At 36.4% G+C, this 26427-nt stretch carries 19 protein-coding genes; 16 read left to right on the top strand and 3 right to left on the bottom strand.

Annotation, left to right across the window (positions count from 1 at the left end; all coding sequences use genetic code 11):
- Nucleotides 1-4 precede the first annotated feature (4 nt).
- Genes DCS32_RS12745 through DCS32_RS12735 form a run of 3 tightly spaced genes read left to right on the top strand, consistent with a single transcriptional unit; the run spans nucleotide 5 to nucleotide 2316 of the window.
- Entirely contained in the window at nucleotides 5-1018 is a 1014-nt protein-coding gene (locus tag DCS32_RS12745) for a formimidoylglutamase (protein WP_108878621.1), read from the top strand.
- Nucleotides 999-1460, top strand: coding sequence for a GNAT family N-acetyltransferase (locus DCS32_RS12740; protein WP_108878620.1), 462 nt, complete (start codon nucleotides 999-1001; stop codon nucleotides 1458-1460). Before DCS32_RS12745 ends, DCS32_RS12740 begins: the two co-directional genes overlap by 20 nt.
- A gap of 55 nt (nucleotides 1461-1515) precedes the next feature.
- Nucleotides 1516-2316 (top strand): MBL fold metallo-hydrolase, encoded by an 801-nt coding sequence (locus DCS32_RS12735; RefSeq protein ID WP_108878619.1) that lies wholly within the window; start codon nucleotides 1516-1518, stop codon nucleotides 2314-2316.
- Between the two features lie 93 nt (nucleotides 2317-2409).
- Here the strand turns inward: DCS32_RS12735 and DCS32_RS12730 are convergent, their stop codons facing one another.
- The gene (locus DCS32_RS12730; RefSeq protein ID WP_108878618.1) at nucleotides 2410-3291 is read right to left on the bottom strand and encodes a hypothetical protein; all 882 of its coding nucleotides are present in this window, start codon (nucleotides 3289-3291) and stop codon (nucleotides 2410-2412) included.
- A gap of 393 nt (nucleotides 3292-3684) precedes the next feature.
- Here DCS32_RS12730 and DCS32_RS12725 point away from each other — a divergent pair, with 393 nt between their 5' ends.
- The 11 genes from DCS32_RS12725 to DCS32_RS12675 all read left to right on the top strand — a co-directional run bounded on the left by DCS32_RS12725 (nucleotide 3685) and on the right by DCS32_RS12675 (nucleotide 17564).
- Entirely contained in the window at nucleotides 3685-4974 is a 1290-nt protein-coding gene (locus DCS32_RS12725) for a DUF2254 domain-containing protein (protein ID WP_108878617.1), read from the top strand.
- 196 nt (nucleotides 4975-5170) lie between these two features.
- Nucleotides 5171-5731, top strand: a complete 561-nt coding sequence (locus DCS32_RS12720) for a hypothetical protein (protein WP_108878616.1) — start codon at nucleotides 5171-5173, stop codon at nucleotides 5729-5731.
- A gap of 101 nt (nucleotides 5732-5832) precedes the next feature.
- Complete coding sequence (locus DCS32_RS12715; protein ID WP_108878615.1) at nucleotides 5833-7572, top strand: FAD/NAD(P)-binding protein; 1740 nt, start codon at nucleotides 5833-5835, stop codon at nucleotides 7570-7572.
- Between the two features lie 5 nt (nucleotides 7573-7577).
- Nucleotides 7578-8081, top strand: a complete 504-nt coding sequence (locus DCS32_RS12710; protein WP_108878614.1) for a GreA/GreB family elongation factor — start codon at nucleotides 7578-7580, stop codon at nucleotides 8079-8081.
- A gap of 109 nt (nucleotides 8082-8190) precedes the next feature.
- Nucleotides 8191-8904 carry a pirin family protein gene (locus DCS32_RS12705; protein WP_108878613.1) on the top strand — a complete coding sequence of 238 codons (714 nt, stop codon included), beginning with the start codon at nucleotides 8191-8193 and terminating at the stop codon, nucleotides 8902-8904.
- Nucleotides 8905-9245: 341 nt separating this feature from the next.
- On the top strand, nucleotides 9246-10412 hold the full coding sequence (locus DCS32_RS12700; protein ID WP_108878612.1) for a TlpA family protein disulfide reductase: 1167 nt from the start codon (nucleotides 9246-9248) through the stop codon (nucleotides 10410-10412).
- A gap of 107 nt (nucleotides 10413-10519) precedes the next feature.
- Nucleotides 10520-10837: a YbjQ family protein gene (locus DCS32_RS12695; protein ID WP_108878611.1), complete on the top strand. Its 318-nt coding sequence runs from the start codon at nucleotides 10520-10522 to the stop codon at nucleotides 10835-10837.
- A gap of 179 nt (nucleotides 10838-11016) precedes the next feature.
- A complete protein-coding gene (locus DCS32_RS12690) occupies nucleotides 11017-12111 on the top strand; it encodes an endonuclease/exonuclease/phosphatase family protein (RefSeq protein ID WP_108878610.1) in 1095 nt (364 codons plus the stop codon).
- 34 nt (nucleotides 12112-12145) lie between these two features.
- Nucleotides 12146-13243: an AmmeMemoRadiSam system protein B gene (amrB, locus tag DCS32_RS12685; protein WP_108878609.1), complete on the top strand. Its 1098-nt coding sequence runs from the start codon at nucleotides 12146-12148 to the stop codon at nucleotides 13241-13243.
- 147 nt (nucleotides 13244-13390) lie between these two features.
- Nucleotides 13391-13768 carry a hypothetical protein gene (locus tag DCS32_RS12680; RefSeq protein WP_108878608.1) on the top strand — a complete coding sequence of 126 codons (378 nt, stop codon included), beginning with the start codon at nucleotides 13391-13393 and terminating at the stop codon, nucleotides 13766-13768.
- Nucleotides 13769-13898: 130 nt separating this feature from the next.
- A complete protein-coding gene (locus DCS32_RS12675) occupies nucleotides 13899-17564 on the top strand; it encodes a hypothetical protein (RefSeq protein WP_108878607.1) in 3666 nt (1221 codons plus the stop codon).
- Between the two features lie 188 nt (nucleotides 17565-17752).
- On the opposite strand, the gene DCS32_RS12670 is transcribed toward DCS32_RS12675, so the two are convergent.
- Complete coding sequence (locus DCS32_RS12670) at nucleotides 17753-21475, bottom strand: metallophosphoesterase (RefSeq protein ID WP_108878606.1); 3723 nt, start codon at nucleotides 21473-21475, stop codon at nucleotides 17753-17755.
- Between the two features lie 48 nt (nucleotides 21476-21523).
- Between DCS32_RS12670 and DCS32_RS12665 the strand changes: the two genes are divergently transcribed.
- Nucleotides 21524-22765: a Pycsar system effector family protein gene (locus DCS32_RS12665; RefSeq protein WP_108878605.1), complete on the top strand. Its 1242-nt coding sequence runs from the start codon at nucleotides 21524-21526 to the stop codon at nucleotides 22763-22765.
- Between the two features lie 44 nt (nucleotides 22766-22809).
- Here the strand turns inward: DCS32_RS12665 and DCS32_RS12660 are convergent, their stop codons facing one another.
- On the bottom strand, nucleotides 22810-25197 hold the full coding sequence (locus DCS32_RS12660; RefSeq protein WP_108878604.1) for a GAF domain-containing protein: 2388 nt from the start codon (nucleotides 25195-25197) through the stop codon (nucleotides 22810-22812).
- 81 nt (nucleotides 25198-25278) lie between these two features.
- On the opposite strand from DCS32_RS12660, the gene DCS32_RS12655 reads away from it, so the two are divergent.
- Nucleotides 25279-26415, top strand: coding sequence for a TlpA disulfide reductase family protein (locus tag DCS32_RS12655; protein ID WP_108878603.1), 1137 nt, complete (start codon nucleotides 25279-25281; stop codon nucleotides 26413-26415).
- Nucleotides 26416-26427 lie beyond the last annotated feature (12 nt).

The raw sequence follows: 26427 nt of genomic DNA, 5'->3' as shown, positions 1-26427 counted from the left end.
CACCATGATTCAACTTCACATAGCCACACGAGACCTTATACGTACTTGTACTTCTGTAAGAGAAGGCGAGACTAAACTAGGTGAGACTGTGCAAATATGTGATAGCCTTGATGATATGGCAACAACTTCTGGAACTTTTGTAGTCTTTGGTATTTGTGAGGATATTGGAGTTCAAGCAAATTACGGTAAGCCTGGAGCAAGAAAGGCTTGGGATAGCTTTTTGACCACATTTGTAAACATACAAGAAAACAAATTTAATAAAGGAGCAGATATTATTCTCTTAGGTCACATCTCTGTATCTCCAGATATTAAAGACATCGCGCAGGAGCCAGCAGATTCTCTCGGAACCATTGTAAATAGAATTGATAGCAAGGTAGCTGCTGTAGTGCAACGCATTATTGAGTCTGGCAAAATACCAATAATTATAGGTGGTGGTCATAATAACGCGTACGGAATTATTAAAGGTACTGCTAGTGCCCTAAAGAAGCCTATTGACATCATTAATTTTGATGCGCATACAGATTTAAGAAGTACAGATTATAGACATAGTGGTAATGGTTTCTCTTATGCATTTAAGCAAGAAAAGAACGCTTACTTGAATCACTATACTGTATTTGGACTTCATGAAAATTATACACCACAATATATTCTTGATGCTATAGAGGGAGGTTCATATAAAGACAGCGTGAGTCTCTTCCTTATGGAAGACATGCTCTTAGAAGCTGCTCAAGTAAGCCAATTTACAAAAGTAAAAAGCACACTTTCAAAAAAGAGTCTTGGTATTGAGGTAGATTGTGATAGTATTGCACACTTTTCAAGTAGTGCGCAGTCCTCTACTGGTTTTAGTCTGGAAATGATGCGCTATTATTTGACCGAGCTTGCACAATTACCATTGCCTGCTTACCTTCATATTTGTGAAGCTTCACCATCAAAAAAGAACAAATCCCAGATAGGTAAGGCACTCACCTATTTAGTAACAGATTTTATAAGAAACTACCGTGAACATCATTCCATATAATTCTCAATTTGCTGCAGATTTTAAAACTCTTAATATAGAATGGCTCGAGGCCTTTTTCTATGTGGAGCCTTATGATCTCAAAGTGTTGAGTAATCCCGAAGAATACATCATTGACAAAGGAGGTTTTATCTTCTTTGCATCAAAAGATGATCAAATTCTAGGTACGGTAGCGCTTATGCCAACTGGAAATACTGCTGTGTTAGAACTTACAAAAATGGCAGTCTCACCTTCGGCTAGAGGGATGGGAATTGGACAGCAATTGATCGCACATTGTATCGCTTTCGCGAAAGCGCAACATCTCAACAAACTCATTTTATACTCACACCGTAAGCTTGAAAATGCTATTTATATTTATAAAAAATGGGATTTTAAGGAAATTCCACTCGAAGAAAACTCGGCTTACGAACGTGCGAATATTAAGATGGAATTACCACTCAAATAACTTTAAGTAATAACAATGCTACCCTTTCATTCAAGTAGCCTAATAAGACAGATTTATGAAACATTTATGTACTCTTTTTTTAATTGCTTTTACGATTTCTAGTTGTAAAGAAACCGCAAAAGAAACGGAAACTGTTCTCGAAGTAGAACGTGTGGAAGAAGGAACTGCAACAACAGATGGAGAGGTAAAAGAATTTGAAATTATCCCTATTGAGCATGCATCTACAATTCTTAACTGGGATGGTAGAACCGTTTATGTAGATCCAGTCGGAAAACCTGAGCTCTACGGAGGTTATAAAAAGCCAGATCTTATTGTAATTACTCACCTTCATGGAGATCACCTCAATGTAAAAACGCTCGAAGGTCTAGACACCTCAACCGCGAGAATCGTCGTGCCACAATCTGTAGCAGATAAGATGCCAGAAGCCTTTAGCTCAAAGCTAGATATCTTAAATAACGGAGAAAAAACAGAAACTTTAGGCATCACGACAAACGCTGTACCTATGTATAATCTAGGTCCAGAAGAGGAACGCCGTCACAAAAAGGGATGGGGTAATGGTTATGTACTAGAGAAAGACGGTAAGAGAGTTTACTTTTCTGGAGATACAGAAGATATTCCAGAGATGCGCAATTTACAAGATATTGACATTGCCTTTGTTTGTATGAACTTACCTTATACAATGACGGTAGAGAGTGCTGCTAGTGCAGTTTTAGATTTTAAACCTACACAAGTATATCCATTTCATTATAGAGGGTCAGAAGGTTTAAGTGATGTTGACACATTTAAATCGCTTGTAAATAAAGGAAGTGATGCTATTGAGGTTGTACAACTAGATTGGTATCCTAATCGTAGCTAAAAACACATTTTAATAGTAGCGTTTATAACAAAAGAAAGCCGCAATGGACCTAGGTCGCATTGCGGCTTCTTACTTAACCTACTTAAGTTTCTTCTATTTTAAACTGAATGATGTTTGAGCAATAAGTACTCCTTTATCAAACACGTTTACTTCATATTTCCCTTCAAGAAAATCCTTTGTTGTTTTACCTATATTCTCACAAATATCAAGTGCGGTATTCTCATAGTAAAACTTTGAAATTGCACTATAATTAACAACCTTACCATCAAAGGCAACTTGCTTATTTTCTCCTAGTGTTGCTCCAGAAGGATCAATGATTTGTACATATAACACACGGTCACCAGCTTCGGCAAGTCTGTTTTGTGGTACTGTATAACATGCTCTTAGCTTATCGACACGCTTATTATTTGAGTTTTCTACCAGCTTACCAGAAGAACGTTCTATAACACCTACCGCTCTTAGCTTGTTTGCTGCAAGTGCAGATCCTAACGTTACTCTTTCTGCTAGGGCAGAATTCTCTAGCGTAAGTGAGTCCCCTACCCCGCGCTGTACTTCAAGTTCATAAGTTGTGCTATCTATGCGCATAGCGAGCATCTGGTTACTTCCTCGTAGTGAGTCGTTTTGAGCAAATAAGAAATCACGTTCATTACGTAATTTAAATACCTCTGCTCTATACTTTCCTAAGCTAGCAATAGTTGCATCTTTTGCCTCAATATCACCTATAAGCTTTTGGATTCTATCACGCGCATCATTAAGTTCTGTGTCCTTAAGGTTATTCTCCTCAATGACTACATCGTATTTACTCACCATTTCTTTAAGATCTGAGAGTACTACGTTTTTTTCCTTTGTGAGTTGGCTCTTTGTATCCTTCTCTTGATTATACAATTTTACAGCAAAGGCACCGGCCACGACAAGAAGTACTGCAAGGATTCCTGCAATAATCTTAATCCCGTTTCCACTTTTTTCGTTATCCATAATTTAATAGTTGTTTTAATGGTTATACGTTTAATGCAAAGAATTGGATTTTATTATAAACGCTTTAGCGAAAATATTCTTTTTACCATACAATTAACGCCAACTTTTAAAAAATGTTAAAATATATTGACGGCCTAGATTGTAGAAGATGAGATTCTTAAATTATTGTCTGTTTACCCTTGCGCATCTATTAATTTTGAAATTCTTAATTTACATATAGCGTTTGTGAGATCGGGTTATTAGAATTCTTCAATATGGAATAGTCTCATAATACGGGTAAACCAATTTTATTTTTACGCTTTCGCGAAAGCGTAACACCTCAACACCCTACTATCACTGTTAACTAATATTAAAATAGCAACCTACTCAAACTATTTTACGGAAATTGCAACGATGAATAAAATTTACACAAAACTCAAATTGCTATATAGTCAAGTCACAGGAAACATAGGTTTCTTTCCAAGTCTTATAGCATTGATGGGACTTGCCTTTGCTTTTTTAATGCTCTACATAGAGGAACAAGGAGTTTCCAAATACTTTATTGACAATTTCCCGTGGCTCGTTATTAATAATGCAGATACTGCACGCACACTATTAAGCACATTTATAGGAGGTATTATCTCTCTTATGGTTTTTAGCTTTTCTATGGTGATGTTATTACTCAATCAAGCATCTAATAATTATTCCCCTCGTATTCTCCCAGGACTTATATCAAATAAAAAACACCAGTATGTGTTAGGTTTTTACATTGCTGTAATTATCTATTGTATTATCATATTATTGAGTATAGTTCCTACAGATGATAAACATCAATTACCAGGTTTTGCAGTTCTTGTGGGGATTATTTTAAGTATCCATGTACTAGCAGCATTTATCTACTTTATTCACTCTATCTCGCAAGCAATACAGATTAACAATATTACTGACCGCATTTTTGGAGCAGCACGAAAGAGACTACAAACACTCATTGATAAGGAAAATGAAGTGGAAGGCCTTGACATTTTTGACGATGTTTCTGATTGGCATGGCTATAAAAGTACCTCATCTGGGTATCTTAATGATATTGCCTTTGATTCACTGTCAAAACTTGCAAAAGACCAGGATATCTCTATAAAGATGCTCGTTTCTAAAGGAGAGTTTGTACTAGTAGATGTCCCTATAGTAAAGGTAAATAAAGAGCTTGATGAAGAAAATCAAGACATGCTTCAATCATGTTTTGGGTTTTCTCGTAGTGAGATAGTGAAACTCAATTATGTATTAGGTTTTAAACAACTTACAGAGATTGCTGTAAAAGCGATGAGTCCAGGTATAAATGACCCTGGAACTGCCATAACTTGTATTGATTACCTTACAGAGCTTTTTGCATTGAGAATGCTCAAGAAAGATAATAGCTACGTAGTAAATGATGATAATAAAGCTGTTGTGTCGCTAGATACGGTTGACTTTGATGAGCTTATTTATTACATATTTGCTAGTTTGCGTCAGTATTGCAAGGCAGATTTTATAATGATGACAAAAATGTTGACCTCGCTTTATTATCTCAAAAATGTGGAGACCATAGATGATAGTTACAAAAAGGTCATAAATACACAAGCCCAACTCATTCTTGAGGACGCACAAGCGTTTATTAAAAATGAAACAGATCTAAAGAATCTAAAAGAGTTTACTCAAAAATTTAAGTAGAATAAAATATTTCATAACCACCCAGTTCACAATCCTAATAATACTTCAGGCTAGATTTGTAAAAATGTTTTAGCTACTAGCGATTATAATACTTGATAAAGTACCTTGAGTTTGCGTATGCGCTGGTTTTTAGACTCTAATAGATTAAAAAAAGTAGTTAATGTAACAAAGTGGAATACTTTCCTACATATAGGGTATGTATAAATCATTTTTTCAAAATATAGCGACAGAGCAAGGTGGTACATTTTTATATCACGATAAAGATATAGGCATAGGTGGCGGCATACGCCTTCCTAAGGTTCAGTATTTATTAAAAATACCTGTAGGGGACACGGAGATAAACATCATTAATATCACTGGAAAAGAATTTTCTGGTCATATCTCTATGAAGTTGCCTATACAGCCAGAAAGTCACACTTTTGAACTCATTACAAACTCGCATATTAAATCTCTTTTCATAGGGAAATCAAAACGCTTTAACATCAATAGCGCCAGCTCTCAAATGACTGAGTTTTTAAGAAACAACAGCCATATTGCGAGCTTAAAAGAAATTGCTCAAGAAGATAGCTTCCAGCCTATTATTACAGGAAGCAATGAGGATAATCACTACATAATAATAGCAAAGTATCATCTAGAATTTGATAACTGGAACAGTCCTGTGCTTCCCCTTATAGATTTATTTAAAGAGTTCCATACACGGTTTGTAGTTCATAACGAGCGCTTTGCAAACGATGTCACTATCAGTATGGGGTCTTAAATAACTCCTAACACAATCTTAAACTCTATACGCAAGCGCTAGTCATCTTATAGCTTTGTTATACTTCCCTTTCTTAAAGGTCTAAGTATAACAACCAACCTATGAAACACTACGCCATAATAGGAGGAGGTCCTAGAGGACTTTTTGCTCTTGAAAGTCTTTTTATTGCGCTTTACAATAACGCTCCAGAAGCTCAAATAAAAGTCACTTTATTTGAACCATTTAAGTATCCTGGTGCTGGATGGGTGTGGAATCCAGAACAAGTAGAAAATAACTGGCTTAATATTACTGAGCGTGCCTTACAAGACTTGCCTGGCAGACCAGAAATAAAACTAGGTGATGATATCATCCCTGCATTTCCCTCTTATACAGAATGGTTACCAAAAGAACAACAAAACCCTCCTTCCACACATCCAGACCAGTTCCCTCCACGGGCAAAAATGGGAACCTACCTTAATGCTCGTTTTGAAGTCCTCGCCGCGGCACTTCATGGTTTTGGATTGCTAGAAACCATAACAGAGACCGTAAACGAACTCACTTACGTAGCGCCATACTTTACAGCAGAGACATCAACACAATCTGTAAAACAAATAGAAGAAGTAGTCCTCACGATAGGACATCAAGACACGATACTTTCAGATCAGTTGCAAGAGTGGCAAGACCATGTAGCGCAAAAAGACAACACCATTCTCTTTACAGAAGCATACCCAGTAGAAAAAATAATGCAAGCAAACATAACTTCAGAGAGCGTAGTTGCTTTTCGAGGTTTCGGGCTTGCTATGATAGACCAGATACGTGCGCTTACCTTGCAACGCGGTGCACATTTCGAGATCCTTGATAATGATTCAAAAGAAGTAGCTTTTCACGCTGGAGAAAACCATCCGCAGCGGTTTGTTCCCTTTTCATTAGACGGGCTTCCTATGGTGCCTAAACCTATAAACAAAGCGGTAGATAAGTGGTTTATGCCCAGTGATGATACTATAGACGCTTTCGCGAAAGCGATACACCAAGGCGCCTGCGGCGATCACCCAGCAAAAGATCAGTATTTCTTGCTAGAGGCAATGGCAGCTGTGGTAGCTCCATTATTTTTAAGATTAGAAGACAAGGCACTTTCACACGACTTATCTGAAGAGGAAGTTTATTTCTTAAGCATAAATTACCTCAACAATAAATCACTAGCGCATCCCCTACTCCTATCGCATCAAAAACCGGTATTACAAATGATGCAACAGCAAGTGGAAATGGCAGTAGGAGAAGCACCTGTAAGCCTTGACTACGTTATAGGGCAAGTATGGCGACACTGCCAGCCTACCATCTATAGAGAGTTCTCATATCCAGAAATTGCAGATGATGTGGTGGCAGAAGTTATTGCACTAGACGAAGCATCAAAAAGATATTCTTACGGTCCTCCAGTTGAAAGTATACAACAGCTTATTGCACTTGCAAAAGCTGGATTGTTAGATCTTAACTTGGTAAATAATCCAGCAATCACTTGTGTAGACGGAGGCTGGCAACTTGAATCTGATGGTAAAAAAATTACCGTAGATGTAATGCTTAATGCTGTACTAAACTCTCCACAACTTGTTACGGTAGATACACCAATTATAAAAAACTTACTACACAACGAGATGATTGAGCCTAAACATACAGATCTAGGCATACGCACAGACGATTATGGTTATGTAGAAGTGCCTGAAGGTAAAAGTTTTGTGCCACTAGCGGTATTAGGCAGACTATCTAAAGGAAGTGTGATAGGTGTAGATGCAATTTTAGAATGCTTTGGACCCCGCACTGTAAGCTGGTCTGAGCGCAGCATAGATTTAATGAAGAACGAAAAATAAAGAAGATGAGTAGAGGATTTGTAAAAGAAGATGACCAAGAAGAAACTCCTATAATTCCACCGAGGGCGGCACTGCCAGATGGTGTAACAAACTACGTCACAAGCCACGGGTTAACCCAGCTTAAGGATGAACTTAGTACGCTAGATACTAAAATCTCCACCCTAGATGAAACAGATGAGCGCGAGCGCAGGCGCGCACTCGCAGTTCTTAATGGGAAGCGCAATTTACTACTGGAACGCATACAGAGCGCAAGACTACTTGATCACATAAAGGATGAGGGAGAAATACGTTTTGGCGCCACAGTCACCTATACCATCGCTGGTATGCCTAAGCCCATTACCATCCAAATTGTGGGTGTAGATGAGGCCAGTGTTAAAGATAAAAAGATCGCCTTTACCGCTCCTATTGCAAAAGCACTTATCGGAAAAAGAATAGATGAAACAACTACATTTCAGCTGGGTAATAAGGAGAGGAAACTTACTATTAAAAATATAGTTTACACTGTTTAGAAATAGAATGACGCTTTCGCGAAAGCGTCATAAATACGTTTAAAAACAAAATCACATATCGTAACTTTATCATCAAAAATAAAGCTACTCACTCCCTAATTTATCACCTATGAAAACGATTCTATATAAAGCAAACACTCGAGGAAACGCAAACCACGGCTGGTTGCAGAGTTTTCACACCTTTAGCTTTGCTAGTTACCATAATCCAGAACGTATGAACTTTGGGGCGATGCGCGTGCTCAATGATGATACCGTGGCGGCCGGTAGAGGTTTTGATATGCACAGGCATCTTAACATGGAAATCGTATCTATCCCTCTCTCTGGCGATCTAGAGCATAAAGATAGTATGGGTAACCAGACGGTGATACAGCAAGGTGACATCCAAGTGATGAGCGCAGGGACGGGAATTGATCACAGTGAGTATAATAAAAATAATGATCGTGAGGTACAGTTTTTACAAATCTGGATTATGCCTAACCAGCGCCTTGTGGCACCTCGTTATGACCAAATTAAAATAAACGAACATCACCTCAAAAATGAATTTGTGCAAATACTCTCACCAAATCAAGATGATGAGGGAGTATGGATTTACCAAGATGCTTGGGCTCACATGGGTGAGTTTACTCAAGAGCAAACGATTGTACATAAACTTCATAAAGAAAAGAATGGCCTTTTTGTTTTTGTACTTGAAGGTAGCGCGCACGCCGCTGGCGAACTACTAAACAGACGTGATGCCATAGGAGTTTATGACGTTGCCGAGCTAGAAATTACCGCACAATCTGACTCTAAAATATTACTTATCGAGGTGCCTATGCAGTTTTAATCACGGGTTATTTAGAAGTTTATCATGTTTTTATAATACGCTTTCGCGAAATCGTAGATTAACCTAAGGTTTTAAGTTTAATTACTCGTAAAACAAATAGACGAGAAGTATATTTAGTACTTTAATAATTAAGTATTTACAAAACTTAGACAAGCATGAATCTAAAAAGTCTTTTACTAGTTGTAGTTATATGTTCATTAGTTGGCTGTCAAAACCAAAACAACCCTGCACAAATAAGTTTGCAAACTGAGACTTCTATAGATACCATCTATATTTCAGAATTTAATACTGATAAGCTCATTGCTAAAATTTGAAATAGCAGCAGAATACAAATTGTAGACTTGCCACATCCTACGGCAGTAACTATAAATCACAAAAATAATGATGATCCCTATCTGGCTATTCTAGCTGATAATAAAAATTTAAACATTTTTCTTAATCAAGATGGTATTATAAACACTCATGATAAAGTAGATTCATTGCTCAACTATCTATGGCACAGCAACAACAAGTTTATAAGTGAAAACAGTAATTTACTTTTTGGCTCTAATAACATAGATACAATTCCGCTTGTATTTAAAACTTTCAGACAGGAGAGAGCAAATAACATTAACTTACTAAAGGGTGAAATAGGCCCTAATATTTTAGAATTGCTACACTATCAGAATGATGCGAGAATTTATTCATTCCTATTCTATTATGGCAGAATAATGAAAGAATTAAAACCAAATAACAGCTATTTTGATTTCGTCCATAGAATTCCGAAGCTTACGCTATCAGCAAAATCTCTTCCCGATATTTATCTCTACAAATATGAAATTGAATATTTGCGAGAAAATGATGCTATTGAAAGTATTACTGATTTTTTAGCGTTCATAGATAGACAGACGAGTAACAAGGAGCTTGCTGATTATCTCAGAGCGAGCTATATCAAAGGTTTGATAGAATCACCTACTTATTGGGAAAAGCATGAGAGATTATTTAACACTGAGGTACTTACTCAAGCCCTCATATCAGAAAAAGAAAACCCATACAAGTACTTACTTGAAAAGTCATCGAACTCTTTTTATGCTTCTCAAAGTGGAGAAAAAGCTTACTTATTTACAGCAGAAGATGCATCTGGAAATCAATATAAACTTGAAGATCATCTAGGGAAAGTAATTTTTATAGACAATTGGGCCACATGGTGTAGGGCTTGTCTTAATCACAGGCATAATGTTTTAGAACTTGCTAATAAGTATAAAAATAATAGCGATGTAGAGATTTTGCTAATGTCTGTAGATAGTTCTAAAGAGAAATGGCTAGAGTTTTTAGGTAAAGAAAACTCAAAACTTGGTTACAATTTATTTATTAAAGATGGACGAAGTGAAGAATATGGTCAACAATACAATATCAACTTTATTCCTAAATACATACTCATTGGCAAAGATGGTAAGATTATAAATGCCAATATCCAAGAACCTTCCATTGCGGTTGAACAGGCAATAGAAAATGCATCGAAGGTGTAATTTAGAAAGGATTGGTTGTCTTCATAAAACCACCAATGTAATATTTATTGCTTTCGCGAAAGCGTAACAAAACCCTTTTAAAAGCTACTTACATATAAAACCATCAAATGATAACAACAACTACAAACAGTATACAGGGCAGAGAGGTTATAGAATACTTAAGTATTATTACTAGCTTCGTCTATGCCAAAATTTACGATACCAAAGGACTTAGCTTTAGAGATTCACTTGATAGTGAAAAAATCTATAAAAGCGGTGAAGACGGAATAAATGCTGCAAAACAAGAAGTCCTCAAAAAACTTGAGGCAAAGGCAAAAGAGCTAGGAGCCCACGCAGTTGTAGGTGTTAGTATGGATGTAGAGGTGATCATTGAAAACTCTAGATTGGGGATTTCGGCAATGGGAACTGCGGTTGCGTTAAAGTAGTGTCAAGGTAAAATGTGTCACATTAACTCTCAAGAATTACAATAGGCGCTATTTACTTGATTAGTGACCTAGTGGTAGCTGATGTTTCAAATCTTAAATATATCCCATTTAATATGATTTTAAGATAGCTATTTTAACATATCGAGTACTTTAGCTTATACTAACCAACCTATCATATTTTGAAATTAAAGAGTTTTCTTCAGGGATTTGGCATTACCGCTGTTGTTTTAACATTGTTACCACTCATCGCTATAGATTACTGGTGGATACGCATTTTTGATTTTCCGCATGCACAGCTTACGGGATTAACGCTTATTGCAATTATCACATACTTTATAAAATTTGACATTAAGTACTATAAAGATTATCTCTTTGTAGTTATTCTTATAGGTTGTTTCTTATTTCAGCTAAGTAAGATTTATGCTTATACGCCGTTTGCAGATTTTGAAGCTCAAGAAAGCACAATTACTGACTCGTCAAATACATTAAAAATTTATACAGCCAATGTATTACAGAAGAATGAAGAGTATCATTTACTTCTCAATCAAGTAAAAGAAAAAAATCCAGACATCGTATTGCTCATGGAAACAGACCAGAAGTGGCAAGATGCTGTGCATAACACTTTATCTGCATCACATCCTTATTTTATGCTGGAGCCGCTAGACAATACGTATGGAATGTTGCTATACTCGCGATTACCTATAAGTGATGAACACATAAGACACCTAGTAGACAAGGAAATACCGTCTATGGAGGCGATTGTTACCTTGGAGAGTGGTAATCAATTTCAATTATTTGCCATCCACCCTACGCCACCTATGCCACAGCATAACCCAATGAGCTCAGACAGGGATACAGAAATGATGACCACTGCATTGCGCGTTTATAAAAGAAAAATGCCAGTGATTGTCATGGGTGATTTTAATGATGTCGCATGGTCTGAAACTACTTCACTCTTTAGAAAAACAAGCACATTACTCGACCCTCGCATAGGTCGTGGTTTTTATAATACTTTTAATGCAAAAAATGTATTGATGAGATGGCCACTTGACCATTTATTTATTTCGGAAGAGTTTCGCGTGCAAACATTAAACCGTACAAAAGATATTAAGTCTGACCATTTTCCCATGTACACAGAACTTACTTTTGAACCAGAGAAAGCAAAAGAACAAAAAGCAGAAAAACCATCTCAGGAAATTCTAGACAGAGCACAGTCACAATTAAAAGAACAAAATCTCCTCAATATGGAAATGCCTATAATTTCTAGTGATTAAAGATTTTCTATATTTATAGTCTAACTAACAGCTCATGCGTTTTGTTCTATTATTATTTATTTGCTCTGTAGTAATTATTTCTTGCAGTAAAACGCCTGAAGTAAAGACTGTAACTCTCAAAAATCATATTAGGCATCAAGAAGACACCATTGGTTTTGCTCAATATTCATGGCAAATGGATAGTATCATAAGTAGAATGGATGATGCAGATAAGGTACCAAATCCTGAAACCTATAAAGCCGTTATATGCCCACATGATGATTATGGATATGCCGGAGGTTTATATTACAAAACGCTCTCTGGAATAAAAGCCAAAACAATTATTCTTGTGGGCGTAGCTCACAGAGCAAGAAATTTTGACTTACAAGATCGTATCATTTTTGGGAGTTATGATAGTTGGCAATCTCCAGATGGTCTCATTCCGGTAAGTAACCTAAGAGATAAACTGCTCACCAAACTTAATAAAGAAACATACGTTGTACATGATTCTATGATGCAGTTAGAGCATTCTCTAGAAGCTATAACCCCTTTTTTGAAACGTAAAAACCCTGCTTTAGAAATCATACCTATGCTCGTTCCTTACAACACGTTTCAAAACATGCAGTCCTTTTCTAATGATATAGGAAGTGGTATTGCTGCACTTATGGAGGAGGAAAAACTCACCTATGGTACAGATATAGCTGTTGTGATTTCTAATGATGCCATACATTATGGTTCTGATGGCTGGGGAAGCGGTAATCTCGCTCCCTTTGGCACAGACAGTACAGGGACAGCCCAGGCTAGGCAGAAAGATCTTGATATTGTAAACGAGACACTCCAGGGAGAATTAACGACAAAAAGGGTTAAAAAGTTCAATGACATCACCATTATGGAGGATGATTATAAGGCTTATAAATGGACTTGGTGTGGTAGATATTCCACTCCTTTTGGCTTACTGCTTGCAAATCGCATAGAGCAACTTACGGCAGCACCTAGTAAAGATGGACAATTTTCTAACCTTACTGGCACATTTATAGACTGGCGATCTAGTCTACACAGCCCTCATATTGAAGTGAACGATTTGCGCATGGGACACACCGCACAGGCAGATAGCACGCACTGGGTGGCTTATGTAGGTATGTCTTATCAATAGCGTTATAATTTTTCGATGATGTGAATTGCATTATGTTACGCTTTCGCGAAAGCGTACCTATCCTCAATCCTAGCTTTAACATTAATTGTAACTATTTTAACCCGAGCTTAATACTTAAAGGCTCCTCTATCTTGTATCTTACTGATTATGATATACTCAGATAAAACAGAAAACAAGAACAACGCTTTTTTAACAGAAACTATCGAATATCTAGAAAACAAGGGATTCGAGAATATTAAGGCAGATGCCGAAGGTTATGAAACTCCTATTTCCTTTAAAAGACAGGAAACAGGAAATTCTCTTACTCCAGATATCGTAGCCGAAAAACGCGGTATCAAATACTTTTTTGAAGTGAGTTTAAAAAGTTCGAAACCAAAATTATTAAAATCTAAGTGGTTACTTCTAGATACATTAACTAGAATGAAAGATTACCGCTTTAGAATTATAACCACCAAAGGACACCTTAGCTTTACAAGAGATATGATTGCAGATACTAATCTCAATAAAGATTTCATTCGCATATAAATATTAATACAGTACAATTACTTAAAGGGTCTTGCTTATATAAGCAAGACCCTTTTTTATTAACATACTTTAATAGTACTATGGCAACTATTTAGCAGAAAAGAAATGTACATTAGAAAAAACAATTTCCGTGAATAAAAAATTACGCTGCCTTAGTAAATCCTTGTCCTTATCTACTTTGTCACTGCTATTTATAGCCTGCGCTGTCCATCGTGATAATTATAGAGATAAGGAGAATAGCATTTTTTTTGACTCCAATTCTAGAGAATACACGAGCATATTTTCTATAGCCAATGCTGGTGCAGCATTAGGTGGTCCAAATGACAAGCTGCTAGATGCATTAAAAGAGAACATTGTGTCATCATCAAAGGAAGATGACTACCTCTTATTTTTAGGAGATAATGTACACAACAGCAATCTAGAAGATAGCCGAGTAGCTCCTCAACTTGATGCACAATTGTCATTATCTAAGTCTTTCAAAGGAACTTCCTTATTTCTCACTGGAGAACAAGAATGGAATGAGCGCGGTGTGGAAGGACTTGAAGATATTGAAACCTACATTGAAGACTTTTACAAGGAAGAAGATCACTTCTTACCTAAAAATGGTTGTCCGCTAGAGGTTATCAGTGTTAACGATGAAATAGAGCTTATACTCATAAACTCACAATGGTATATTGAGGACTGGAGTAAAACGGCAGGAATTAATGACAAATGCGAATTAAAAACGCGCACTCAATTTAATGTATTACTTGCTAGCGAAATGCGTAAAGCACGACATAAAACAGTGCTTATTGCTATGCATCATCCTCTATACTCAAATGGAATATATGGAGGAGAAATCCCGTCAAGTGTAGTTTATAAGCCCACGTCAGAAAATGCATTTATACCATTTGCTGGAGCTGCCTGGTCATTTTTAAGAGCTCAAGGAGGATTATCTAAGCAAGATCGTAACAATCCGCTCATGAATGAATTAATGACCTCTATAGAGCAAGCTGCATTTGATGTTCCTAAAGTTATTATAGTCTCTGGTCACGAGCGCTCCCTACAGTATATAAATCATGGTGCAATAAAGCAAGTAATATCAGGAACCGGAAGTAGTGTTAAGCCTGCTAGATTAAGTAAAAGAGGGCTGTTTACCTCAACAAAGCCTGGATATACAGAAGTAAGGATTTATGAAGATAACTCATCTTCTGTTCACTTCTTTACATTACAAAACGGTGCTTTTAAAGAAGCCTTTAGTCAGCAAGCTTTTAAACAACCGGAACCTTACAACCTTGATGCTCTTCCTACTGTGTTTCCAAAAACAATGACAGCATCTGTGTATCCTGCAGAGGCTGTAAAGAAATCTGAGAAGTATGAAAAATTTTGGGGTAAACATTATCGCTACGTATATGGAGTACAAATTGAGGCGCCTGTAGTATTACTTGATACCTTATATGGAGGACTTACGGTAGAAAGAGCCGGTGGTGGAAACCAGACTAATGGGTTACGTCTTGTAACAAAGGACGATAAAGAATATAATATGCGAGCCATTGCAAAAGACCCTATCGCCTTTCTAAAATCTGCTGGGTATAATGACCTTGATGCAGATGATTATTTTGCTGGCACTGTTCCAGCAACTATTATTCAAGATTTTTACACGGCTGCACATCCTTATGGTGCTTTTGCCATTCCAAGATTAGCTGGTGCGATAAAATTACCACATACGCATCCTAAGTTATTCTATGTACCTAAGCAAAAGTTACTGGGTGATTTTAATAAAGTACACGGTGATCAGTTATATATGATTGTAGAAAAGCCTGATGGTGATTTTGATAAATCACATATGTTTAAATTTAGCAAAGAGGTAGAAAGTACCCAAGATCTCTTTAAAGAACTTAGAGAGGATGAGCAGCACAAACTAGATGAGAGAACCTACATAAGAGCTCGTATTTTTGATATGCTCATAGGTGACTGGGATAGACATGAAGATCAATGGCGCTGGGCACAAAGCCAAGTTGACGAAGAGGAAGGTGTAACGATTTATAGTGCAGTACCTCGTGATCGAGATCAAGTTTTTGCAAAGTTTGACGGTGAGTTTTTAACTCGTATGCAAGGTATAATGAGCGGCATGAGACAGTTTGGAAATTATGGTCCAGATATTCCTTATGTAGAGCAATTTAGTGAGAGTGCAATTAATCTTGATCGCTCTTTGGTTTTGCGATCAGATAAGTCTGTGTGGCTTGAAGAAGTTGCATACATTCAACAGCATATTACGCCAGAAGTTGTTTCAAAAGCATTTAGCGAAGCACCGATAGAAATTCAAGATAATATATGGAAAGGTATTCAGGCAGATTTACTAGCTCGTAAGGATCGCCTAGGCGATATCGTAGATAGATACTACAATCATTTCCTTAAATTTCAAGTATTAAAAGGAACAGATAAAGATGACCATTTTGACATCACAAATCTTGATAATGGTGATGTGCACATAATGGGATATAGAATAAAAGATGGTGAAAAAGGCGCATTACTTTTTGACCGCACATTTTCATCAGAAACCACAAATGATATCTGGATTTATGGTCTTGATGACAAAGATGTCTTTAATGTTCAAGGATTATTAAAGAGTCCTATAAATATTGTCTTATCAGGAGGACTGGATAATGATAGTTATACTATTGAAGGAGGAAAAAATGTCACGCTCTATGACCAAAAATCTTCTAAAAATAATATCATAAATAAAGGAAAGGCAACTAGGCACATAGATGACATTTATGAGAATCGCATTTTTGATACAGAGCGTAGACCAGATAAGGCGGGTCGCTTTGCACTCCAAACATCTTATAACCCTGACGAAGGAATTACTCCAAGGTTCAAATTCAGTAAATCTACAATAGGCTTTGAAGGAAATCCGTTTACAACAAAATTTGAATTAGATGCGCGCTATATTTCTCTTACTCAAGCCGCAGATGTAAGAATAGCTTGGCATAAAGCACACCTCTTCCACGATTGGAATTTTAAAGCTTTTGGACGAGCGACTACAGCAAATTTTACAGAGAACTTTTTTGGCTTAGGAAACAGTAGTACTAATGAGAACAGATCATTTGATGATAATCGTATCAATACGCAATATCTTACAGGTGGTGTTAGTCTCTATTACGATGGAGAGTATGGAACCAGCACAGGTGTAAACATCACTTATGAAAATATAGATACAGTATTAAATAATGAGCCCTTAATAACAGCTGTGCAATACTTAGGAGTGAGTGGTTATTATAACTATCGCAGTATAGACAATGAGCAATTTCCCACTCGAGGTATGGAAGTATCATTAAAAGGAGGGTTCCTTGATGAACTTACAAATACAAATACTGTTGGGATTATAGATCCGAGTATAAGTTTATGGAATGCCATTGATAGATCAAGAAATCTTGTGATTAAAACAACTGTGACGAGTCAGCTACGTATAGGAGATCAAATACCTTTTTACAAAGCGGCAACCTTAGGAGCAAACAATGGATTGAGATCTTACAGACAAAGCCGTTTCATTGGCCAGCAATCACTAGCAGGCTCGGTAGATATAGCCTACTTATTTAAGCCTATAAAAACAGCTTTCTTTCCAATAAGAATTGATACCTATGCTGGATATGATACAGGAAGAGTATGGAGTGAGCTCATGGAAAGCAACACACTACATTATAGCTACGGTGGCGGTCTTAATGTGTCTACTGCTGGTGCACTAAAAGGAACTCTAAACTATTTTAACGGACCAGAAGGTGGGCGACTAGGCTTCGGAATTTCACTAGGATTATAATTGATTACCTGTTTTAAAATAACGCTTTCGCGAAAGCGTGAATAAAAAATTCACCCACTAGTAAAAAGTTAAATCTTAATCTTGCACAACCTACAGGTTGAAAAATATTACGCATAAAAAAAGCTCCCAAATAGGGAGCTTTTTTTATGCATTATAGCGAGATCTTAGAGTCTTGCTATTAAAGATTATTACAATCTTACACCAAATCTAAAATCAATTCTCACGCCATCTTCACCAGAAAAAGCACCTATTTGTCCAGATACGGTATCTATCATATTTAACCAGAAACCTCCACCAAAGTCATTGTGCCACTTCTCGCTATCTTCTGCATCAAGCCATACACGACCTACATCTCCTCCACCAAAAACACCTATTTGGATAGGAATTAAACCTGTAGAAAATCTATTAAAACTATACCTCAAATCTGCCGAACCAGCGAGTGCTGATTCTCCGGTAAATCTATTAAATCTATATCCTCTCAAACCAGAATTTGCACCTAATGATGCAGCTTGATAAAATTCATAATCGTCACCTATACGCACTTGAGCTTGTACAAGTGTTTTGAGAACTAATTTTCTGTTTTTAGATAGTGCATTGTAGAAACCTAGTTTAGGATTTACATAAGCATACATTCTACTGCCATCGCTTATGTTGCGCTTTGCTCCAATTATAGTTGCAAAATCCATCCCTCTCGTAGGGTTAGCTTGGTTATCTGCACTTACATAAGTGTAAGCTCCTTCTACGCCTATAAAAGATTGTCCTCCAAAGAAATTACTGCGGTCTGGTGAAAATAAACTAGCGTCATCTATCACTCGGCCACCTGTAGGTTCTATTTCAATACGCTCATAATTAAATACAAATCGTAATCTACTCCCAAAGGTATTATCACTCTCTACCCCTATATGTGCGCCTATTTCTCCATTACGAACTCTATTAAAGTCAAGCCCTAAATCATCATCGTTGTTTACAGTTTCGTTACCAAAACCAAAGAAGTTACGAGAGAAAGCTTCGTTTGTAAACTTCCCTCCTACTATTAAATTCCATTGTCCAAAGGCGTTTGCAAAACTTCCTTCATACTTCAAGTTGAGTGACTCCGTAGCAAAAGAGTAAGTTCCATTTACCGTGTGCTTACTACTAAATGGATCATCTTTAAATCCATTAGTTGTAAAGACGTCATTTATTCCTATTAAAAAACCGTCATCAGGATTAAAACCTATGGCTGGTAAAATGTTATTTGCATAACTCTTTTTCTTTAAAGGATCATAGGTGTTAAATGAATAGATATTTGACATTTTAAAACTTGCTCCCCCTTTTTCTTTAATTGTATTAGGAAGCGTCTTATGTTCATATACTTTAAGACGACGTCCATCTTTTATCTCATAAATATCGTTGTTTTGCCCTCCTACAATTTTCATTCTTATAGGCGACTTACCTTCTCCGCTTACTTTAAAACTATCATCATCATCAAGTCCGTAAATCCATATCTCACCAGTCTCATCAGAGTTTATAACACGATCTACAAAAGGAGTTTGAACTTCTCCATCTTTAATTCTTGAGATTTGCACTCTAGTCTCCTTATCGTTACGAGTTATTTCAAAATGATCATCCTTATCTGTTCCCGTAAGTACCACTAGCGACGCTAGATAATCATAATACTCACCTGCGATGTCAACAATGTTACCTCTACGTTCTTTAAGGCTTTTCTTAATCTCATCTACACCTACGTCTTGTACTTCGAGAGGTAGTTTTGTAAATGCTCTCGCGATGTCTTCATCACTAAGGTTATCTTGAATGTATTGAGCTTGTGCAATCCAATCTCTCTTTACAGAATTCTTTGTGAGCGCTCTATCCATTTTTATACCTGCCTCGTTTATCCACTTTACGTTTTCAAGGTCTCCATCATAATTTTGAAACTGTCTAGACGCTGGAATTAATGTTTTGAGTAAACCTAAAATAGCACCATCAAATTTTGAAAAAACCTGATCTCTATCTCTTGGAATAGGCTTGTATATTTTCTTTCCATCACTATCAAAACGCGCCCACCTCCACTGGTCTGCATGGCGATCCCAGTCACCTATAAGCATATCAAAAATACGTGCTCGTAAATAAGAGTTTTCATCTACTTGATACTTCTCATCCTTACGTAGGTTTTCATAAAGATCATCTGTACTGTCAATACTATCAGGGTTTCCAAAAGATGGTACATCTAGAAAATCTTCGTCTGGGCGTTCTTCTATAATATATAGTTCATTCCCGTAATCTGCATTGTACTTGCCTAGTGCCTCATGTTTTGGAACATAAATTAAGCTTGGGTTTGTATGATAAATACCCACAGCATCAGACAGCTCTGCCACCGCAAGGGAAGCATATGGATGTGCAGATGTATAGAAGTCTAAAATCAAATCCTCTGTAAATGTATCTCTGAATTCTTCTTGAACAAAAACCTCCTTAAAGGCAACACTTTGCAAGAACTGCACGGCGCTTTTTCTCACTGCTCTTAAATTATAAGCTCTCCCGTCTTTATCCTTAAGTCTTAATGATCTCGTCTGGTGACCTCCACCTTTACGATCCACTGTAAATTCGCCCATGAGTGTATCAAGTGTTGCAACCTTAGCAGTTACGGGTGTTCCATAAACCGCTCTGTAATGATCTCCCCATAATGACTCATGTACATCAGACACATCTGTATTATTCTGTGCATATACCGTAGCCATAACAGTCTCTGGATATATTTCTGGTAACGAATCTAAGTTTACTTCCTTGCGAGGTGCAAAAACTTCTTTTGTGTATAGTAACGTAGGTTCTCCTTGATTTGCTGCATAAAATCTTACAGATGAAGACTCATCTTCATATATGTCTAAAATAGCAAATCCCTGACCTCCGTAAGAAAACAAACCGTCGTCTCCTAAAGCCGCGGCACTGTTCTTTGCTCCTGCTCCACTCACAATCTGCTTTATACCATCATGCTCTATATACTGGATACTATGCTCATGTCCTGATGCAAAAATTACTTTGTCTGTATCTCTCGCAAGTACAGATATGCGTTGCATTAACTCATTATACTGCTTGTTATAACGATCTTGGATTGATACTCCTCCCTGTGATCTTACTTGAGTAACAAGAGACGCAAGTACTGGAAGCGGTAGATTACTTTGAGAAGGATACAACTGCTTTCTTATACCATATTTACCACCATGTATCCCATTTGTGTACATAGGGTGGTGCATCGCTACAAGAATTGTCTTTTCGTTATTCTTTTTGAACTCATTTTCTATTTCTAAAAATAAATCGGTTCTATTTCTAATATCACAATTATCATTAATTGTAGGATGTTTGTCCCAGTCTTCTAGATACCACTGTGTGTCAATGATCATCAATTCTACAGAGTCGCTTATGCTTTTCATTTCAATAGGACATCCATTTTCTGGTTGAAATGCTTCCTTATCATCTAGCGCATCCTCTATATATTTCTCTTGACGCTTTACACCTTCTACACCATCTGCGTACCAGTCATGATTTCCAGGAATAAAAATAGTTTTACCCTTAAAATTTTCGACTGCTGCTACTTGTATGTCTAACCTGCGCTCAGCTTCGGCTCTTTCTGGGTTGTTTTTTGATGGAAGTCCAGCATCATAAATGTTATCACCTAAAAAGATTGCATAATCGTTTTCTGTTTGTGCAGTGTCTATTACCTTTTTGAAAGCATCTAGAGCATAAGTACTACCACCATCTTTATCTCCTCCTGCATCTCCTATAAGATAGAAGGTTTTATGTATACGCTTTCGCGAAAGCGAACTATTATCAAAACGAGAAGGCTCACTTGATTTCTCTGCATATTTGGGAGAATAAGTCGCACAACTACTGAGCAAAATTGCTACTGAGAAGTTAAGAAAACGGTAATATTTGTTCATGTCCTTGTTTTTAATGTACATTAGAGGTCTAACAGGCTTATAGTAACTATGACTGAACTACTAGAAAAGACAGATAGATTTATTTCTGAACTATTTGATAATGAACTACCTAAGACATGTATATATCATAACTATGTCCATACCAAACGAGTACTTAAAAGTACCCAAGAAATAATTGATAATAGTGAAGAAAGTCTTAAAGATGAAGAAAAGCTAATTTTACAGCTTAGCGCACTACTACATGACATAGGATATGTAGATGGTACAAAAGATCACGAAGCGCGTAGCGCCGAAATGGCTGAAACTTTTTTAAAAGAACAAGGCGTTGAGACTTCTATTATAGAAGAGGTTAAAAAAGTGATTCTTGCCACAGACATGCGTGTAGAACCTCAAACGTACCTTGAACAAGTTTTAAGAGATGCAGATGCCTCACATTTTGCTAAGGATTATTTTCCTGAGGCTAGTGAATACTTGCGTCAAGAATTGAAAATTAAAGGCATAAAGGAGTTTACTACAGAAGAATGGAATAAAGCAAATATTGAGATGTTCACTATAAAACATCGATATTATACGCATTATGCTCAAGAAAACTGGAAACCGAAAAAAGATAACAACCTAAACGACCTTACCAAAGCAAGAAAAAAGGCTAAAAAGGCACGCAAAAAGGAGAAACTAAAAGTACAGCTCAAAGATGCAAGCCCAGAAAAAGGAATACAATCTATGTATCGTATTGCGCTGCGTAATCACATTAAGTTAAGTGACATTGCAGATACTAAGGCAAACATCCTTCTATCTGTAAATGCCATTGTGATTTCCCTTGCTCTTGCAAACCTGATTCCTAAACTAGAGTCTCCTAGTAATGCTCACCTTATTTACCCTACAGCAGTATTTGTTCTTTTTGCCATGATATCAATGATTATGTCAATCATTGCTACGCGACCTAATGTCACGAGGGGAGAGTTTGATAGAGAGGATGTAAAGCTTAAAAAAGTAAACCTATTATTTTTTGGCAATTTTCATAAAATGAAACTTGAAGATTATGAATGGGCTATAGGAGAAATGCTTCAAGATAAAGAATACATATATTCTGCCCTTACTAAAGATTTATACTTTCTCGGAGTTGTACTCGATAGAAAATACAAGCTATTAAGAATTACCTACAATATATTTATGGTGGGCATCATTATATCCGTACTCACATTTGCGGTGTTCTTTGCATACAGAGATAAAGCGGTAGAAGTCATGGAGGATGTAGAAGGCCTCACTAATGTGATGTCAACACTTTTATAACATCAAAACGGGTTCTTTACACAACCCGTTTTTTTTATGCAATACTAATTTTTTATTTCTTCAATGAGATCTTCATAGGTGTAAAACTCTTTTGTCTTCTTACCTATCACTTTTTTGTATAGTATGTTTACTCGTATAGCCTTAAGACCAGTAACGGCTTGTAAATCTTCTAGCTCTAGAATTTCTACTTCGGTACCAAGGTGATTTTTTAACTGTAAGAAGTTAATGTATCTAAGGTACTCTTGCTCATCTGCTTCTTGTGAATAAACAATAGTGATTTTGCCAGGTTGTGTAATACGCTCTGTTGTCCCTTTAATAAAGGCCTTATCTACACGTTTCTTTACTACTTCGTAACGAGCATTATAGGTTCCATCTACATCAAATCTCTTCTCATCCATACGGTATCGTACAGATAAGGAAGTATTAAAGACTAGAATCATAGAAGCTACCTCAAGTGGGTGATCCATTTTTTGCGCAAGCGAGAAATGCTCATTTTCCATCTCACACATTACTTGAAGTTGCCATAAACGTAAGTTATAGAGATAAATCTTATTAAAGCTATTATGCTTGGTTATAGACTCACCTATATACATATTATGCTCTACTCCATCTGTTTTAAAGAGTTCAAAAAAGTGAGGGTACATCATCTGTGCCTCTTTTTGTTTGCGCTGCAATACTGATGCTAGACGCTTATTTAATAACATTACAGATTCATCATAAAATTTACGATGGCGATACACAAGGCCAAGACTATCTTCTATCTGACTTCTATATGCTGTAATTAATTCATTAAGCTCGTCACTTTTCTTAAGTAAATGGGTGAATAATGGTCTAATATTCTCACTCAAGAAATTTAAAATCTTGCGTTCGCTATCTACTTCTAACTTTTCTTTTGTCTTATCTAAAAATACATTTAGATTAAATATAAGCTGTTCATAAATAGGTAGACTTTCATTAGTCTTAGCCGCTTCTAGTATTGCAATAGCATTATGTAACTGCAGTAGAATATCTTTTTGGGTAGCAGCATTACGAGACTCAGATGAGCCCTTTATATCAATCTGTCCAAATAATGGATAAATATCTTTAAACACTACATCCCTATACTGCACATTGCTATCGCCTTCTATTTGCAGTCTTAAATAACGTTTAGCTTCCTTTTCAAACTTCCAGTACACACTTTTATGAATAGAAGTACATTCGTTTTGAATGATAAGATCTATCTCATTTTCTTGCTGCTCTTTGTTACGTAAAACGGCATCAATAAGATAAGGCATTACATCTGCAAGCTTATTTGCGTTTATGCTATTAAGCGCTCCTTTATTAGGAGAGGCAAGTTCTAAGATACCAAGTAACACACCTTTATGACGAATAGGAGCTAGAATAACACTTTTTATGCCCTGGTCATATAGATTTTGATACATCTTTATGCCTTTATCCTTTTTATGCTGCTTTGCAATATCTGATACAGCAAAATAATCGCCTGTATTAAAAACTGCATCATAAGAGCCCTTACAAAGTATGGTGTTACAAGAGGCCTCTGTGTCACCATATAAAAGGTAACTGCTTATATCTTTAAAAGGAACAAGTTCAAAAGCCTCATCTTCTTGATTGTAATTTGAAAAACCAATTTGAAGTTCTGGAAGATCAAAAATTGCTTGAAAAATTCTATGAAAATCGTCTGTAAAGTTGATGTCTTCTTCCTCATAACGTAGCAAGCCAGATTTGAAGTCAGATATCGCTACTTCTGTTGTGGCATCATATAAATTTGCTATTACAAACCCTTTAAAAACATAGCTATGTGGAGGAAACTTTTCTTTCCACATTTCTATATTATCAAAGTTATCTAATAGTATGTTTACCTCGTCCTCTGTTATTTGAGGGGTTCCTTCCTTGCGTTCTATGTCTATATAATCTCCATTATAGAGCATTCTATAAAAACGTGTCATTTTAAGACCGTCAGGAATTTCATAGTAAAAAGGACGTCTAAAGTCTATTTTAAATCCATAGTACTGCATAAGAATAATACTGCAGCCCATAAGGTAATAGTGGTCTTCATTAAAATTCTTAATTTCTGGAATAAAATTATCTCCAGCATTGAGAAGTATATTGTCGTATCTCTGGGTAGATTGTAGCACAGCCTCTTGAAAAGGCATAGACGCAATTTTTATTTCGTTCTGTTGCAGTGCATCTGGAAATAGATCACTTAAAAGTTCATCTATCTGATCACTATAATTTTCTAGGGTATCCAGCTTATTTATTCCTGATTCTAATTCTGGATAGGTAGAAATAATTTCCATTACTTCTGTAGCACGCCTTTTCAATCTTAAATTATTAGAGGTAAGATTGTTTTTATAATGACTCATTAACTTCCCTACACTAAAATTTAATTCTAGTGGAAACTCTTGATCTTTAAAATGTACTCCGGTTTTCATAAATTGGGTCTTCAAAACTCCTCTACTTCTCTATATTAATAATTGTAAACCTTATTTTTGTTACTATAAAAATATGATCTCATGAAACAATTACTAATTCTTGTAATTTTATTCTCTTTATACTCCTGCGGAGATAATAATAGTACTCCTATAAAAGGTACAGCAGCTGGTATGGCTGATGGCACTTCACTTATCTTAGAGGAATTAGGTCCTAACAATAGACGTATTCCTTTAGATACTGCCGTTGTAAATGCTGGTGCATTTGCATTTACAAAGGCCATAACCCAGGGTACTGGATTATTAATATTAAGTGAAGCAACAGCTACTAGCCAACTTTTACTAGTAAAAGATGTGCAGCCACTTACCTTAACACTTTACAAAGATAGCTTATCTAGCTCTTTAGTCACAGGTAGTATAGAAAATGAGTTGTTTAATAATTATCGTAAGACTGCAATGCAGAGCAATAAGAAAAGGCAACAACTTATTCAAGAGATGCAAAAGGCACAAAGAGAAACAGATGGAATTAAGGTAAACATGATACGCGACCAAATAGCAACGATGGATGCGCAATTTATTACTGATAAAAAAGCAGTCGTAGAGGATAATACAGATAAAATGGTCTCGGTAATTGCACTATCTGACTTAATAAATGAGAAAGTTTTAAAGATTGAAGAGTCAGAAGCATATTACAATAGTCTTTCTGAAGATATTCAAAACTCCACTGTGGGAGAAAGTGTAGAGAACTATATAGCACAGCTCAAGTCACAACGTATCGCTAGCGGTCTTGCTAGTATTGGAAATAAAGCTCCAGAGTTTAGCGCAAAAACTCCAGAAGGTAAAGAACTTTCCCTTTCTGAAACTTTAGGCAAGTACACCATCATTGACTTTTGGGCTTCATGGTGTCGCCCTTGTCGCATGGAAAATCCTAATGTTGTAAATGTGTATAATCAATATCATGATAAAGGTCTTAACATCATAAGTGTATCCCTTGATAGACCAGATCAAAAAGAAAGATGGCTACAAGCTATAGAAAAAGATAAAATGGACTGGTACCATGTCTCAAACCTACAATTTTGGCAAGATCCTATCCCTAGAAGTTATGGAGTAAGAGCAATCCCTGCGACATTTTTACTAGATGAAAATGGAGTTATTATAGCAAAAGACCTAAGAGGTCCTGCACTAGGAGCAAAAATGAAAGAGCTATTAGGAGAAATATAGCGTTTTAAATCA

Origin of the sequence: Dokdonia sp. Dokd-P16, from assembly GCF_003095655.1 — a bacterium.
Classification (GTDB): Bacteria; Bacteroidota; Bacteroidia; order Flavobacteriales; family Flavobacteriaceae; genus Dokdonia.
The sequence above is the reverse complement of the archived record's forward strand: the minus strand, read 5'-3'. Positions and strand labels throughout refer to the sequence as shown.